Genomic DNA, 16,965 nt, shown 5'->3' on the forward strand with positions numbered 1-16,965 from the left:
AAGATTTTCAATCTTTTCAATGAGAAAAATATTTTTCCGTTTTTTAGAAAAATCAAACAAAAAAGATTTCTAACTCTAAAATTTGAAAAAAAAGTTGTAATTTTTCATAAAACAAGAACTCTTTATTCTGTTTTGCATCACAGTATTAACCTAAAAAGTTGCTACATGAAAAAAATAGTTTTCAATTTTTCAATTATTACACTGCTTGTTTTCTCCACATTGTTATCCTGTAAAAACGCAAAGGAACAAAATGAAAACATCCAGCCTCTTGCTGTAATTGAGGAACACGAGACTACTTTTGACAGCACGGCTATTAACGATTTCTTTGAAACCTATCCCAAACTAAAAGAATACCAACCGGAGGTAAAAAAACTCTATCAAAAACACCAATACCATTACATTTGGTTTGATAAAAATGGCATCAACGAATTTGCCAACCTTTTATACGACAAAACCAACAATCTGGAAGAAGAAGGCGTTGCCATCAATGTACCTTATAAAGCCAAATTTGATGGAATTCACAACAGCTTAAATGGAAACTCAAAACCCAATATTGAAACCGAACTGTTGCATTCTTCGCTGTATTTTTTCTATGTAATGAATGTTTACCATGGTCTGGATACCGATAAATCAAAAGAGGCCGAATGGTATATCCCCCGAAAAAAGCAATCTTACATTAACTATCTGGATTCGCTGTTAACCAATCCTACTTTAATCAATAAGGACGAAAAAAATCTAATCGGTCAATATTCTTTGCTTAAAAAAGCCCTTCATAAATACCGCCAAATAGAAAAAAAAGGCGGCTGGAACTCAATTACAATTGACACTGCGGTTGCTTCATACAAAATTGGCGATAGTGCTGCAATTATTGCCGACATTAGAAAACGACTATTTCTCTCCGAAGACCTTAAATCCAATTCGGGAAGTCCTGTTTATGATACGGAATTATCTAAGGGCATTTTAAATTACAAACTAAGACGAGGCTATCTGACCAACAATATTATTTCAAAAGAATTGATTCAGGATTTAAACATTCCCATCAGCGAACGTATTAAAACCATCATGATTAATATGGAACGCTGCAGATGGGTTTCGAGCGATATTCCAAAATCCAAAGAATTAATTGCTATTAATATCCCTTCTTTTCAATTGTCGTATTTTAAGAATCAGGAGGTGGTTTTGCGTTCAAAAGTTGTGGTGGGCAAAATCCTGAACAAAACTGTTATTTTTAGTGCTCCAATGAAATACATCGTTTTTAGTCCGTACTGGAATGTACCTACGAGTATTAAAAAAAACGAAATTCTTCCGGCCATAGCTAAAAACCCCAATTATTTAGCCGAACACAACATGGAATGGAACGGCAACAACATCAGACAAAAACCGGGCTCTAAAAACTCTCTGGGATTGATTAAATTTTTATTCCCCAATTCGAATGATATTTACCTGCATGACACGCCTTCTAAAAATCTTTTTGAAAAAGAAACCAGAGCCTTTAGTCATGGTTGTATTCGTGTGGCAAAGCCAAAAGAATTAGCTATCGAAATCCTAAAAGACAACCCCGAATGGACACCTGAAAAAATTGATTCGGCAATGCACAGCGGCAAAGAAAGCTGGCTCACCTTAAAAGAAAAAATCCCTGTATATATTGGCTATTTCACCGCCTGGGTTGATAATGACGGAACGATTCATTTTTACAATGACATTTATAAAAGAGATGAATTACTGGCTTCGATGTTGTTTGATAAATGATTTCATATTTCAGCATAAAAAAAGACAGCTACTTTTAGAGTAACCGTCTTTTGTATTTTATCTTAAATCGTTTTTTAATGTACTTTTTGTTTTTCAAAGGTAGTTTCGAGCGTTTTTTTGATTTTTACAAGTGCCCCTCTAAATGCTTTCTCAACACTATCGGCATGTTCTGTAACTACAACAGGCTGAAGTTTTGCAGGACGCACTTCAATTAAACAACGTTTATCGTTTACTCCAAATTTGGCACTGTTCTCATCGCCAAAATGCACTTCGATACGAGTGATTTTTTCTTCAAAACGGGCTAATGCTGTTTCTAATTCGCTAGCAAAATAAGCTTCTGCTCTCTCGTGACCTTCTACGTTTTTGTCTGTATTAAATTGGATTTTCATAGTCTGTTTTATTTATAATTATTTCTCCTAAATTAACCAACCACAATCTAAAAAACGAATGAATTAATAAAACATTATGATTCTTTTTTACAAGAAAAAGCACTCACTCTACTCCTAATATTATTTAGACAATGGAGTAATTCCCATATTAAACAAAGTAAAAGCCTGAATATCGACATTTTCCTGTATGGTTGCTGTGACTGATTTTCCGGCACCATGACCGGCTTTTACATCGATACGGATTAAAACAGGATTTTCTCCGGATTGTTTGGCTTGCAATTCGGAAGCAAATTTAAAACTATGTGCCGGTACTACTCTATCGTCATGATCAGCTGTAGTAACAAGCGTTGCGGGATATTGCACTCCTTCTTTTATATTGTGCAAAGGCGAATAGCCTTTGAGATAATCAAACATTGCTGCGCTATCCTGAGCCGTTCCGTAATCGTAAGCCCAACCGGCACCTGCGGTAAAAGTATGGTAACGCAACATATCCAAAACACCCACAGCCGGCAAAGCCACCTTAGCCAAATCCGGACGTTGGGTCATTACAGCACCTACCAGCAAACCGCCATTAGATCCTCCACGTAGCGCCAAAAAATTAGAAGACGTATATTTTTCGGCAATTAAATATTCGGCTGCGGCAATGAAATCATCAAACACATTTTGTTTTCGCATTTGCGTTCCTGCATCGTGCCATTCTTTTCCGTATTCGCCACCGCCACGCAAATTAGGCACGGCAAATACACCTCCGTTTTCCATCCACACTGCATTAGAAATACTAAAACTTGGCGTTAAACTAATATTGAATCCGCCGTAACCGTATAAAATAGTTGGATTTTTGCCATCAAGTTTCAATCCTTTTTTATGGGTAATCAGCATCGGAATCCGGGTTCCGTCTTTCGAAGTGTAGAATATTTGTTTCGATTCATAATCTTCTGTTTTAAATTGGGCTTTCGATTTTTGATACAGCATTGATTTCCCGGAATTCGGTTCTAATGCAAAAATAGTTGCCGGAGTAATATAATTGGTAAACGAATAATACACCATTTTGTCTTTCTTCTTGCCACTAAAACCATCCGCTGTCCCCGGTCCTGACAACTCAATTTCACGCAAAAATTTCCCTGAATAATCGTATTGCTTTACCACAGAAACCGCATCTTTCATATAATGGGCAAAAATATAACCGCTACAAGTTGTTGGTTGTAAAACCTGAGTCGTTTCGGGAATTAAATCTTTCCAGTTTTCGGGTGTTGGATTAGTAACATCTACCGTTACAATTCGCTTGTTGGGCGCATTCCTGTCGGTTACAATCAATAACTTCATTCCCTCATTATCGATAACGGTATTGTCGCTATTAAAATCGGAAACAATAGTCACAATAGGACTTTCTGGTTTTGACAAATCCTGAATGTATAATTCATTTCCATAAGTCGAAGTTGCCGCCGTGATTACCAAAAACCGATTATCTTCGGTAACACTTCCACCTACATACCTTCTTTTTTGGCTTTCGCCAAAGATAACCTTGTCTTCTTTTTGAGCAGTTCCCAGTTTATGAAAGTACAATTTATGTTGGTCGGTTTTAGCCGATAATTCGCTGCCTTTGGGCTTTTCATAACTCGAATAATAAAAGCCTTCATTACCATTCCAGGACAAGCCGCTGAATTTAACGTCAACCAGAGTATCTCCTAAAACCTGCATAGACAAAGCATCTAAAATGATCACCTTTCGCCAATCGCTGCCACCTTCGGAAATGGAATAGGCCAATTTTGAACCATCTTTAGAAAAAGCAAATTCTCCCAAAGAAGTGGTTCCTTCTTTAGAAAAAGTATTCGGATCTAAGAAAACGGTTTCTTTACCTGCGTTGTCTTTTCGGTATAAAACCGATTGATTTTGCAGCCCGTTATTTTTGAAATAATAAGTAAAATCTCCTTCGATAAAAGGCTCACTGATTTTTTCATAATTCCACAATTTTTCCAGTCTTTCTTTCAATTGATTTCGAAACGGGATTTGGTCTAAATAGGCATTGGTTACTTTATTTTGGGCAATTACCCAATGAGTTGTCTCAGCCGAACGGTCATCTTCAAGCCAGCGATAGGGATCTTTGACTTTGGTTCCAAAATAATCATCTACCGTTGCGTCTTTTCTGGTTTCCGGATATTGAATAGGCTTTGATTTTTGGGCAAATGATGTCATTATGGAGCTGATAATGGTGGTTATAATAATTGTTTTTCGCATAGTATTCTCACTATTGATTCAAACAAAAATAGGGATAAAAACACCGCAGATTCACAGATTAAAAATTTTAATTTGCGAATTTGCGGTAAATATTTTTTGCGGTAAAAAAACGTTTTACAAATTAAAATTCATTCCCAAGACAATATTTCGTCCAATATTAGGAATCCCATCGGTTTTTAATCTGGAAAGGTGGGCAATGTATTTTTTATCAAATAAGTTATTCCCGTTTAAACTAACATTCAACGCGGTTTTATTCCATTTTATTTTTCCTCCAAAACCTAAATTCACCAAAGTATAGCCGTTTGAACTAGTTTCAAAACCACTCACATTATCCTGATTGAAAGTAGTATTAACATTCAAACTGGCAAATCCTTCTTCGAACCAGTTTTTAATTTTGAATTCGGTTCTGATGGTATTATTCCAATTGTTAGCCGGAATTAAAGGCAAATAATCGCCGTTATCTTTTTTTCCGGTAACGGTTTCAAAGCTGGTTTCGTAATGCAACCAATCCAACGGATGCGGATGAAAATGCAATCCTACTTCGCCTCCATACAATCTGGCATTATCCTGAACATAGGCAAAAACATCACTGTCATCCATAATTTCACCCGTAGGCGAAGTATAAATATAATTATTAATGTGATTGTAAAATCCGTTTACAAAAAACTCAAAATGTGTATTTCCGTACTCTAAATTAATATCCGTTTGTACATTTTGTTCCGTTTTCAAATTAGCATTTCCTATCTCGTAACGATTCGTTCCATGATGCACCCCATTAGAAGTCAACTCGGCCAAATTAGGAGCTCTGAAACCCGAAGCTACATTCATGCGTAGCACCAAGGTTTCTGAAAGATTTGTTTTGTATCCTAATGAAGCATTAATACTGTTGAAAGATCGACTCAAAGCATCAATATCTCCTCCATGATGTTCGTGTTCTTCATGCTCTTCCTCAGTTTCTTCATGATGTTCTTCCTCTCCGGCTTCATGTGCCAGGGAATTCAAATTACGATTATCAAAACGCAATCCTGCCTGCAAAACACTTGTTCCCCATTCATAATTCACTGTTCCAAAAACACCAAAATCATTCGTAGTCGCATCCGGAATCAAATATTCTTCACCCGAATTTTTATTGGTTTGGTGCATTCCCTGAACTCCTAAAACAGCCTCAAACTGTCCCATTTTAGGCAAATGGTATTTAGCATTATAATTGTACGTATTCAATAGCATATCCAAAGAAGCCTCATTGCCATCTTCAAATTCCATACGATTATTAGAAATATAACCTAAATCGACATCTAATTTTGAATGCCCAAAATAAATCACATTATTCAAACTCAACAAATGATTATCCACTTCCTGACGAGGAGATTCAGGATCTTTACTGTAAGTTTGTTCAGCCAGACCTTCCTCGGGAATACCTAAATCCAATTTGTTAAAATTGTATCGAACAACAGTAGAAAATTTGCTGTTATTATATCCAATTCCGGTTTTAAAATCGGTTTCATTGTAGCGACTGTTAGTCACCCGATCTCCTTGTCCAATTTTATAATCCGAATGCGTATTGTAAGTTCCTCTGGCTAAAAACTTCCAATTATCCGTTGATGTTTTCACTCCCATGGAAGCATTACTTCCCAGCGTATTACTGAAATATTTTTGGTTAAAATTAGCCTTAAAAGTATGAGCGTCGGCAAATTTTTCAGGATTAAAATACAAAACTCCTCCCATTGCATCCGAACCATACAACAGCGAAGCCGGGCCTTTGATAACCTCAACACTTTCGACTCCGGCATCATTTAATCCCAAACCATGCTCTGCTCCAAACTGCTGATTTTCGATACGAACGCCTTGTGAATACACTAAAACCCGGTTGCCACTCAAACCACGAATCACAGGTTTACCTATTGAAGTTCCTGTAGCAATTTGTGAAACTCCGGGAATAGTTGCCAGTCCTTCTATTAAAGTCGAAGTTCCTTTTTGTTGTAAACTTTCAATGCTTTCGTGCTCCACTTTCATTACGTTTTGTGATTGCATTTTGTTAAAAGGAGTAGAAACAATCACCTCGTCTATCTCAAGAACCGCATTTTCCATGCGGATATTGACAACGGTGTTTTTAGTGAGTTTTTCTATCCATTGATTTACGGTCTTAAAACCCACATACGAAAAAACAATTCTAAAACTTCCGTTGGGTAAATTTTTAAAAGCGAATTTCCCATCGGCATCAGTAGTTGTTCCTTTGTGCAATTCCGGAATATAAACTGAAGCACCAATTATAGGCTGATTTGAAACATCAGTTACTGTTCCTGAAACTGCATTTTGAGCTTGCAGCATAGCCGAAAAACCCAAGAATAGGGCAATTATATATTTTTTCATGAAATGATTGTATTGTTTATTTCATCCCGTTTTAATTAAAACAGGAGAAAGTAAAATTAGAATTGACTTTAATTACAACATAAACCATTGTAATATTCTAAACCATTAAGTTTTTAAGTTTCATTAAGAATAAAATCTTAACTCCCTTAATTTCTTAATGGTGAAAACAAAAGATTTTCGCGGTAATTTTAAAAGTAATAGTATTAAACAATACTTTGAGGAGGTCCCCGGAGTGCATACAAACTCCCCGGAAAAAAAATAATCTCTTTTTGTTCTTTACTGAAAAAAGGGATTGCCCTAAAATCAGAAAAGAAATGGTAACTTATAAATTTAGGACAAAGACTGCTCCCAAATTCAAAATGACAAACAGCACATTGTTCAAATACCTTGTGCTGGTGGGTCAGTTCGGCTTTATTTTGTGTAGGATTGTGAACACAGAATTTATGCGAAAGTTGTTTTTCTAAATGCTCGTAACCGTGAAAAGACTGAAACAGTATCGAGAACAATACCGCCGCTGCCAGAGTAAAACTATATAGAAGCTGTTTTCTTTTCATCATTTGCAAAGTTAAGCGGTGGAAATAAAAAATCCTAATGAGTAAAACAAACATTAGCTTTTCAAAATAATTTGTAAAAAATATTTTGATATATTTGATTTTAAATATTACGGTGATTTTTTCTACACTTAATACTACAGTTTGCATTAATCTTAGCTCAAAATCAGAAAACAACATAATCTAAATCAAATGAATGTTTTAATTATTCCTTTTCTTTTAATATCTGGATATGTTGCGACAATTAGCAGATCAACACTAAAAGAAAGGTATAAGAAAAGAATAATATTATCAATTGTAAGTTTAATTTTTGGAATAGTATTGGAAATATTTTCTAAAGGAGATAGAAAATTTTCTTATTTCGTTTTTGGATTACTACCATTACTCTACGTTTTTTATTACGAAATACTTCGGATTATTTTCATGCCTCTCATAGGTAAATATCCATATTCACCATATAGGGAAAAAATTGGATCAAAAGTATTAGGTTCAGGTTACCCAAAAAACAGAAAAGTGACATTCACAGATTACATTTTTGGGATGACTCTAATCTTTCTTCCATTAGTTACGATAATTTTATTAGGCATTTTATTGAATCACTATTTTTAAACCCCGACCGCACTGATATTCACAAAAGTTAGCGTAGTCCCGAAGTTTCGGGAGTATTCAGTACCCGCAACAATGAGAAAAAAAAGCTTCTATTCCAGAAGTTTTTTTTGTTTTTAAGTATCGCCAGTATTAAACTAAGTTATATCCCGATAGCGCGGATTTGCAATCCTTGCCCACAAAGATGAGATTCCTCGTTCCTCGGAATGACAAGATTGCGCACTCTGATTACCTCTTAATCCTTTCTTTTGACATTAACAATTTAACCCATAAAAAAAGCTTCTCAATCGAGAAGCTTTCCGTTTATAAAAAGTATTTAGTATTAAACTAATTTGTTAGCTACTAAATATTCAGCAATTTGAATAGTATTTGTAGCAGCTCCTTTTCTTAAGTTATCAGCAACAACCCACATGTTTAAAGTATTCGGTTGAGACTCATCTCTTCTTAAACGACCAACAAATACTTCGTTTTTACCCTGAGCAAAAAGAGGCATTGGGTATTCAAACTCTTTCAGGTTATCCTGAACAATTACTCCGTCAGTGCTTTCAAGAATGCTTCTTACTTCGTTGATGTCAAAATCATTTGAGAACTCTACATTGATTGCCTCAGAGTGTCCACCTACGATAGGCACACGAACAGCAGTAGCGGTAACTGCAATAGTATTATCACTTAAGATTTTTTTAGTCTCACGAACTAATTTCATCTCTTCTTTAGTGTATCCGTTATCTTCAAAAACATCACATTGAGGAATTGCATTACGGTGAATTTGGTATTTGTAAGCCATATCACCATCAATTCCAGCATATTCGTTCTCTAATTGTTTTACCGCTTTTACACCAGTTCCTGTAATAGATTGGTAAGTAGAAACGATAACTCTTTTTACATTATATTTTTTATGCAATGGAGCTAAAGCCAAAACCATCTGGATAGTAGAACAGTTTGGGTTAGCAATAATTTTGTCTTCTTTAGTCAATTGGTCAGCATTGATTTCCGGTACAATTAATTTTTTAGTTGGATCCATTCTCCAAGCCGAAGAGTTATCTACCACTGTAGTTCCTACTGCAGCGAATTTTGGTGCCCATTCTAATGAAGTGTCTCCACCCGCAGAGAATAAAGCAATTTCCGGTTTCATATCCACAGCAGTAGCTAATCCTACCACTTTATATGTTTTCCCTTGAAATTCCATTTCTTTACCTACTGAACGCTCAGAAGCTACAAGAATTAATTCGTCATTAGCAGTAACAAAATTTCTTTCTGCCAATACTTGTAACATTACTTCTCCAACCATTCCGGTTGCACCTACAACTGCAATTTTCATATGCTATATCTTTATTTTATTAAAATTCAAATTTTGAACTGCAAAAGTAATTAATATTCAAACGAAAACAAGCGCGTTCACAAAAAGTAACAAAAAGTTACAAATATAACATAAAAGAAAAACCATGCGCCGCGGCGCATGGTTTAGTTGAACATATAGTGAAGCGGTATTACTTTTTCAACAAGTCTCTGATTTGAGTAAGCAATTCTTCCTGAGTTGGCCCGGCTGGTGCAGCTGGCGCAGCCTCTTCTTTCTTTTTCATTTTCTCGGCAGCTCTTAAAACCACAAAGATAAAAAATGAAATAATCACGAAATTGATAATCGCCTGAACCAAATTACCATAAGTAATCACAGCAGCTCCTGCAGTTTTGGCAGCAGCCAAATCGGCATAACTATTTCCATCTAAAGAAATAAACTTAGTCGTAAAATCGATTCCACCGGTTAGCAAACCTACGATTGGCATGATAACATCATCAACGGCCGAACCCACAATTTTACCAAAAGCTCCACCAATTACTACGGCAGTAGCTAAACTCAACACATCGCCTTTCATTAAAGAGGCTTTAAAATCGCTAAAAAATCCCATATTTTAATATTTTTAAAAGATTAAACTTCTTTTTTGAATTTCTAAATTAACATTTTTTTTGACAAAAAAGTATTATTAGAATCAAAAAAAATATTCTTAACGATAAAAAACGCGCTTAACTCGTTGAGAAATACTCGTTAAGATTTCATACGGAATGGTATTTAATTTTTCGGCTATGAACGAAACACTAGGATTTTCACCAAAGATAATCACATCATCTCCTTCGGCGCAATCAATTTCGGTTACGTCCACCATCAACATATCCATGCAAACACTTCCTAAAATTGTAGCGTTTTGGTTTTTTATATTGACATAACCCACACCATTGCCCCAAAGTCTGGAAATTCCATCGGCATAACCAATAGGAATTGTGGCAACCTTAGTTTCTTTTTCGGCCATAAATCTTCGTCCATAACCTACACTATCTCCTGCCGGAATAATTCGAATTTGCGAAATAATAGATTTCAAAGTGCCTACATTCTCTAAATATTTTTGCTCATTGGCATCATTAGAAACCCCGTAAAGTCCAATGCCCAAACGCACCATATCAAATTGTGTATCCGGAAAATTACTGATTCCCGAAGTATTCAAAATATGACGAATGGGTTTAATCTCTAATTCGCTCATTATTTTAGTTGACAATCTATCGAACAACTGAATTTGTGAAAGCGCAAATTCATAATATTTCACATCATCGCTGGTAGCCATGTGCGACAGAATACTTTGAACTTTAACGGTCGAATTTCCTTTTAAAGTCGAAATCAACTCATCAATGGTATTTTCCTCAAAACCCAGACGGTGCATTCCCGTATCGAGTTTTATATGAATTGGGAAATGTTGCAGATTTTTTTGTTTTGCAATTTTAAGAAAGGCGTGCAATCCTTTCAAACTATAAATCTCAGGCTCCAAACGATGCTGAATAATGGCCGAAAAACTGGTGCTTTCAGGATTCAACACCATAATAGGCAATTTGATTCCGCCGTTTTTCAACGAAATTCCTTCATCGGCGAAAGCCACACCCAAATAATCCACTTTGTGATGTTCCAATAATTTGGCAATTTCGAGTCCGCCATTTCCATATCCAAAAGCTTTGACCATTACCATGATTTTCACTTTTGGATTCAACTTCGATTTAAAGAAATTCAGGTTGTAACTAATGGCATTCAGGTTAATTTCCAAAACCGTTTCATGTGTTTTCTCTTCTAACAAAGCCACGATTTCCTCAAACTGGAACGAACGCGCTCCTTTTATCAAAATGCTTTCATTGGAAAAATCCAGCTTTTCAAAATTCGAAATAAAATCGGCTGTAGTTTTGAATGTGATACAATTCGAAAATTGATCTTTAAACTCCGAAATGGTTTCACCAATCCCGATAACACGATTGATTTTGTTCGAAACAATTAACTGCGCCACTTTTGCATACAATTGCTCATTAGGGAAACCGCTTTGAAAAATATCCGAAAGAATTACCGTCTTCTTTTGAAATTGATTCTGACTTTCCAAAACATCCAAGGCAATCTTCAAAGACTGAAAATCCGAACTGTAACTATCATCAATAATACTGCAATTATTGATTCCGTTTTTTACTTCTAATCGCATTTCGACAGGAAAAAGCATTTCCATTCTCGACTGGATAACATCACTTTCATAATCAAAATACAACAACACCATCAAACTTGAAATGGCATTTTCAATCGAAGCCTTATCCACAAAAGGGATTTTTAACTGATAAGAGTTGTCTTTGTATTTATAAGACAATGTAGTTTCATGATTTCCAATCTCTTTGTGAAACACAAAAACATCGGCATTCTCCTCTTTAAAACTCCACGAAAAGGCTTTTGTATTAGGACTTATATACTTTTCAATCTGAGTGTTTTTTTGATAAATCAAAACGGCAGCATCTTGAAACAACAGCATTTTTTGCTGGATTTTTTCTTCCAAATCGGCAAAACCTTCGTCATGGGAAGAACCAATATTGGTCAAAACACCAATGTTAGGCTTTATAATTTTTTCCAGTTTATCCATTTCGGAAACGGTAGAAATTCCGGCTTCAAAAATCCCCAGATTGTGTTTCTCATTAATGGCAATTACTGACAACGGAACACCCACCTGTGAATTGTAACTTTTAGGACTTCGAATTACATTATAATCGGGACTCAACAGGAAATTAAGCCATTCCTTGACAATGGTTTTTCCATTGCTACCTGTTAAACCGATAATAGGAAAATGAAAAAGACTGCGGTAATAGGCAGCAAATTGCTGAAGCGCAACAAGCGTATTTTTAACCACTAAAAAGTTAGCCTGATCGTTACATTCTTCAGGAATATGAGTCACAACAAAATTTTGTACCCCGATGGCAATTAAATCCTTGATATAATGATGCGCATCATTATTAGGCCCAACCAAAGCAAAAAACAGTGTATGTTCGCTATTTTGCAAGGAGCGGCTATCAATGGATATATTATCTATTATTGCTTCGGGATGGTTTCCAAACCATTTTGCATCCAGAATTGGAATACTGTTTTTTATTATTATACTCATCGAATTGAAAAGAAATTAAGGCAAACTATGCTTCATCAAAAATAAGACTTCTTTTTAAATTGAAACCATACAGCGTGCGTTAAAAAAAGGGACTCAGCATAAATCTAATCACAATAGACAATGTCATTTTATAAGTTTCGTTATATTTGTGAGTCTAAGTTATTTTACAATGCCAAAAAGAATCCTTCCGTTTTTCTCTTATCTTTTTCATCCGGTATTTATACCGATATATGCAACCCTTTTTTATCTTTTTTCAAATCATTCTTATTTTATAAATAAAGAAAAATATTTGGTTTTACTTCAGGTAAGCATCATCACATTTGTAATTCCAATGCTGTTTTTTTTGCTGTTGCGATTAACCGGAAAAATCACTTCGGTTATGGTTCCTGAATTATCAGAGCGAAAATTCCCTTTAATCATTCAATGTTTTCTAATCATACTTTTGGTTCGAAAAAGCATCACTCTGGAACTTTATCCCGAACTGCATTTTTTTCTGCTAGCCGCCTTATTCAGCACTCTGATTGCATTGTCACTTTTGTTTTTTAACATAAAAGCAAGCTTGCACATGATGGGGATAAGTGCCTTAACTTTTTTTGTATTCGGTTTGAGCCTGCATCACCAAACTCCGAATACTATTCTAATAATTTTTCTGGTTTTAATGAATGGATTTGTAGCCTCATCAAGATTAATCATGAAAGCTCATACTCCCAAAGAGTTAATTATTGGAGTACTTTTAGGCAGTATTCCACAAATTCTTTTATTATTTGTATGGCTGGGCTATGGCTATAATATATAGAAAATAACACCTACTGTAACTGCATTCATGTCTATTTTTTGACCGTCAATTTTAGCCGATTTAAAAATAGGATTTAAACCATAATAAGCATACACGTTAAAGGTATTATAGCCCGCTGAGACGTACAATCCGTAGAGGAATTTGTTAAAATCGGCATTGTTAGTAATCACTACTCTGTCTTCACTGTTTTCAAGAACCGATTTACTATACGCCAAATAACTCAATTTCATTCCGCCGTAAATTCGCCAAAACTTATAACTCTCATACGTTGATGTTCTCCATCTGAATTCGATTGGCACATCAATCAACAACTGTGTGAATTTGTTTTTATCAAAAGCAGACGAACCTAAAATAGTATAAACAGCTTCCTTAGCCGTCCCGCTAATTCCGATATTTTGGTTGTAATTATTATAACTAAGTCCTAAACCAGATGCAAAAGCTACGGTTCTGTCTTTATTAATAGGCATATCTCTCAAAAAACCGCCCGAAATCCCAATGGAGAATTTTTGCTGAGAGGCAGCTTCCGGCATTTGTTTCAACGTATTGTATGTAAACCCAAAATAAAACTGATCTTCTCTGTACAAAGAATCTATTTTTACTACTTGTGTTTCTTTAGATTTTTTTTCTCCTTGCGCAAAAGCACTGAAAAATGGCAATAGTAGCAAAACACTAAAAAATAATTTTTCTCTAAACTGGTTTTGAAGTAGATTCATCGTTTGTTGTTTTCTTTTAAATTCCACCATTAACACTTTTATTTTTACCATTAAGAAATTAAGGTTCATTGAGTCTAAATTCCCTTAATTTCTTAACGGTAAAAATAGCTGTTTTAAAACATAACTGTTAAACTATTTAAACAAAAAAGGAGCAAAAAAAATTGCTCATTTCCTCAGTCTTTGAAAAAACAACAATCAGCCTCTTGAGAATCTCATATTTGAAATTTTTATTTGGTAAAATCATAGTAATCGATTGGGGTTGTTTTTAATTAATCAAACCAAATTCCTTCATCTATAAAAGCTAAACTGTATGATTTGCATTTTGGACAGAAGTTTTTACTTTTTTTAAAACATTTACCACCCCAATAATGATTTTCAATTTCCAAATCATCAGTAAACATACTTGGCTCGTAATACGGAATATATTTTTCATCCATTGTTTCAATTTCAATGGCACTGCTTTTGGAAAAAAAGTACAGAAATTTCTTTTTAACAATTACAGTTTTTTTATAAGCATATAGGTTGATTTGCTCAATTTCGTTAGATTCAGTATTCAAAGCTGGTGCGCCAAAATTAGTAAGATGACTTAACCTTCCTCCGCCAATTGCTATTGACTTTGTTTTGTAACCACAATTGGAACAAATTGGTAAAATTTTAAAGCCCATAACATCTATATTTTAAAAAATTTTAATTTTTCTATGAACAATAATTCCTTATGCTAATTCCTTATGCTAATTCCTTATTTTTAATTAAACTATCTGTTTCAATATAAAAAATGAAGAACTTTCTTGTCTTATATGAAGTTTGAAATTAAAGAGGCGAGTTTTTTCCATTACCCACAAGTTTTCCTTGTACAAGACCAATTTAAAATTAAACATAATACCCAAATAGCTTGTAGTATGTTGGCCAGTTATGTCATAAAAACTCCTTCGCCCTTGCATTGGAAGCATATCCCGTTCTGAACGTGTTTATAGCATTCTAATATTCTTTTCCCATTACATCTTGGACAAGGTTTCATATATTGATAAATTCTACCAACTTCATCATAGTATGGAATTAGTTGATTTATATGAACAATTTGATGACAAACATTACAAAGTGAGACATAATCGTCATCATCTTGATTCCAAATCTCATAATTTTTTCTATAACATTTATGATGAACGTGCAGTGCTTGGGAATTTTTAGAAAATTCTTCTTCGTTTTTTTTCTCAACAAACCAAATACCTTCCAAATCTATCGCTAGAGTTGATTTATGTTTTTCTAAAGCTTTAATCAAAGCTGAATTTGTTCCTGGAGAAATGAAAATATTATCTTTTAAATTATTTACTGTAGCCCCATTGTATGGGTATTTAATGAAGTTTTTAATTGCGAAATTAACTAAAATTGTATATTCTGTAGTTAAATTAATTTGATATTCTGCGAGTGATGTTTTGCATATAATTTCTTGTCCTGTATTTTTCACCAAACGGATTATTTTTGTATTTGAATCTTCATTAATGTATTCTATACCAAAATTGGTTTGAAAATTTGTTCCTAGTTTAAATGAGGTAGCGTTAAAATTTGAACTTGGACTTATTCCACAACGTTGGCAAGTATGTTTATCTCTAACCAAAATTTGATTTCTTTTAGTTCTCCATCTCTGATCGTTGAGTAATTCGTTATAGCTCATTTAATATATTTTTGATTCTGCGTTATAATTGCTACCAACTCTTTTATACACTCAGTTTTTCACTCACTTATTGTGCTTATCAATCGTTTTAATAGATATTGGCCTTACTGGTAACGAGGATTATTTTTTTCGCTAATATATAAATAAATCTTACAAAATTCCTACTTATATTATTTCTCTTAAGGTTTCAAATTAGACATTGCAAAAAAAAGGAGCAAAAAAATTGCTCCTTTTTAATACTATTTAATTTTGATTTCCTCTGATTCCTCTTTCAAGACCTCTTAATTCGGCTAAACCTCTTAATCGACCGATAGCAGAATAACCCGGATTCATTTTCTTGTCTAAATCATCAAGCATCTGGTGACCGTGATCCGGACGCATTGGCAATCGGTAATCCGGACGACCATTAGCGATACGTTTTTGTTGTTCTTCAACAATGGCTTTCATCACACCGTACATATCCACATCGCCATCTAAATGGTCTGCTTCGTAGAAATTACCTTCGGCATCGCGTTTAGTTGCTCTTAGGTGAATAAAGTTAATACGGTGACCCAATCTTTCTACCATACCAACCAAGTCATTGTCTGCTCTTACACCGTAAGAACCGGTACAAAAACACAAACCATTGCTCTTACTATCCACCACTTCTATCAATTGTTTCGCATCACCTTCGGTACTTACAACTCTTGGTAAACCTAAAATAGCATAAGGCGGATCATCAGGATGAATTGCCATCACAATTCCTGCTTTTTCAGCCGCCGGAATAATTTCTTTCAGGAATTCATAAAGATTATTTCTCAATTCAGCATCTCCAATTTCAGCATAATCATCTAAAGCAACTTGTAATTGCTCTACTGTATACCCTTCTTCGGCTCCCGGCAATCCTGCAATAATATTTTTAACCAATAATGTTTTTTGGTCTTCAGTCATTGCTTCGAAAACGGTAGTAGCTTTAGCAATTTCTTCGGCAGTATAATCGTTTTCAGCTCCTTTTCTTTTTAGCAAAAACAATTCGAAAGCAGCAAATTCCATTCTGTCAAAACGCAAGGCTTTAGAACCATCTTCAACTTCAAAAGACAAATCGGTTCTTGTCCAGTCTAAAACTGGCATGAAGTTATAACATACTGTATCAATACCACAAGCTCCCAGATTAAGGATACTTTGACAGTAATTTTCAATATATTTTTTATAATCTCCTTTACGGGTTTTAATATTCTCATGAACCGGGATACTTTCAACAACTGACCAGGTCAATCCCGCATCTTCGATTTCTTTTTTCCTTTTTTGAATTTCTTCAACACTCCATACTGTTCCGTTTGGAATATGGTGCAATGCAGTTACAATCCCTGTAGCTCCTGCCATTTTAATATGAGAAAGTGGCACTGTATCATTTGGACCGTACCATCTCCAAGTTTGTTCTATTCCCATTGTATTTTTGA

At 34.7% G+C, this 16,965-nt stretch carries 14 protein-coding genes; 3 read left to right on the forward strand and 11 right to left on the reverse strand.

What is annotated here, in order from left to right; translation table 11 throughout:
- Nucleotides 1-165: 165 nt before the first annotated feature.
- The gene (locus FDM27_RS09980) at nt 166-1,749 is read left to right on the forward strand and encodes a murein L,D-transpeptidase (protein ID WP_140486153.1); all 1,584 of its coding nucleotides are present in this window, start codon (nt 166-168) and stop codon (nt 1,747-1,749) included.
- A gap of 74 nt (nt 1,750-1,823) precedes the next feature.
- On the opposite strand, the gene FDM27_RS09985 is transcribed toward FDM27_RS09980, so the two are convergent.
- The 4 genes from FDM27_RS09985 to FDM27_RS10000 form a co-directional block, all read right to left on the reverse strand.
- The gene (locus FDM27_RS09985) at nt 1,824-2,138 is read right to left on the reverse strand and encodes an HPF/RaiA family ribosome-associated protein (protein WP_140486155.1); all 315 of its coding nucleotides are present in this window, start codon (nt 2,136-2,138) and stop codon (nt 1,824-1,826) included.
- A 120-nt stretch (nt 2,139-2,258) separates the two neighbouring features.
- Nucleotides 2,259-4,373 (reverse strand): prolyl oligopeptidase family serine peptidase, encoded by a 2,115-nt coding sequence (locus FDM27_RS09990; RefSeq protein WP_140486158.1) that lies wholly within the window; start codon nt 4,371-4,373, stop codon nt 2,259-2,261.
- Between the two features lie 114 nt (nt 4,374-4,487).
- On the reverse strand, nt 4,488-6,743 hold the full coding sequence (locus FDM27_RS09995; RefSeq protein WP_140486161.1) for a TonB-dependent receptor: 2,256 nt from the start codon (nt 6,741-6,743) through the stop codon (nt 4,488-4,490).
- Nucleotides 6,744-6,946: 203 nt separating this feature from the next.
- A complete protein-coding gene (locus FDM27_RS10000; protein ID WP_140486163.1) occupies nt 6,947-7,300 on the reverse strand; it encodes a hypothetical protein in 354 nt (117 codons plus the stop codon).
- 186 nt (nt 7,301-7,486) lie between these two features.
- Between FDM27_RS10000 and FDM27_RS10005 the strand changes: the two genes are divergently transcribed.
- Nucleotides 7,487-7,903 carry a hypothetical protein gene (locus FDM27_RS10005; RefSeq protein ID WP_071184071.1) on the forward strand — a complete coding sequence of 139 codons (417 nt, stop codon included), beginning with the start codon at nt 7,487-7,489 and terminating at the stop codon, nt 7,901-7,903.
- 319 nt (nt 7,904-8,222) lie between these two features.
- On the opposite strand, the gene FDM27_RS10010 is transcribed toward FDM27_RS10005, so the two are convergent.
- The 3 genes from FDM27_RS10010 to FDM27_RS10020 form a co-directional block, all read right to left on the reverse strand.
- Nucleotides 8,223-9,218, reverse strand: coding sequence for an aspartate-semialdehyde dehydrogenase (locus tag FDM27_RS10010; RefSeq protein ID WP_140486166.1), 996 nt, complete (start codon nt 9,216-9,218; stop codon nt 8,223-8,225).
- 169 nt (nt 9,219-9,387) lie between these two features.
- Nucleotides 9,388-9,804, reverse strand: a complete 417-nt coding sequence (gene mscL, locus FDM27_RS10015; RefSeq protein WP_071184073.1) for a large conductance mechanosensitive channel protein MscL — start codon at nt 9,802-9,804, stop codon at nt 9,388-9,390.
- A gap of 96 nt (nt 9,805-9,900) precedes the next feature.
- Nucleotides 9,901-12,345 (reverse strand): bifunctional UDP-N-acetylmuramoyl-tripeptide:D-alanyl-D-alanine ligase/alanine racemase, encoded by a 2,445-nt coding sequence (locus FDM27_RS10020; RefSeq protein WP_140486168.1) that lies wholly within the window; start codon nt 12,343-12,345, stop codon nt 9,901-9,903.
- A 169-nt stretch (nt 12,346-12,514) separates the two neighbouring features.
- Between FDM27_RS10020 and FDM27_RS10025 the strand changes: the two genes are divergently transcribed.
- Nucleotides 12,515-13,141 (forward strand): hypothetical protein, encoded by a 627-nt coding sequence (locus FDM27_RS10025; protein WP_140486171.1) that lies wholly within the window; start codon nt 12,515-12,517, stop codon nt 13,139-13,141.
- Here FDM27_RS10025 and FDM27_RS10030 read toward each other — a convergent pair.
- From FDM27_RS10030 to uxuA, 4 genes are all read right to left on the reverse strand, one after another.
- The gene (locus FDM27_RS10030; protein WP_071186151.1) at nt 13,129-13,854 is read right to left on the reverse strand and encodes a porin family protein; all 726 of its coding nucleotides are present in this window, start codon (nt 13,852-13,854) and stop codon (nt 13,129-13,131) included. The two genes, FDM27_RS10025 and FDM27_RS10030, sit on opposite strands and share 13 nt — an antisense overlap.
- 269 nt (nt 13,855-14,123) lie before the next feature.
- Complete coding sequence (locus FDM27_RS10035; protein WP_071184076.1) at nt 14,124-14,519, reverse strand: hypothetical protein; 396 nt, start codon at nt 14,517-14,519, stop codon at nt 14,124-14,126.
- Nucleotides 14,520-14,764: 245 nt separating this feature from the next.
- On the reverse strand, nt 14,765-15,526 hold the full coding sequence (locus FDM27_RS10040) for an HNH endonuclease (protein ID WP_071184077.1): 762 nt from the start codon (nt 15,524-15,526) through the stop codon (nt 14,765-14,767).
- A gap of 243 nt (nt 15,527-15,769) precedes the next feature.
- Nucleotides 15,770-16,948, reverse strand: a complete 1,179-nt coding sequence (uxuA, locus tag FDM27_RS10045) for a mannonate dehydratase (protein WP_219846413.1) — start codon at nt 16,946-16,948, stop codon at nt 15,770-15,772.
- Between the last annotated feature and the right edge of the window lie 17 nt (nt 16,949-16,965).

Origin of the sequence: Flavobacterium sp. GSA192 (assembly GCF_006386525.1) — a bacterium.
GTDB lineage: Bacteria > Bacteroidota > Bacteroidia > Flavobacteriales > Flavobacteriaceae > Flavobacterium > Flavobacterium commune.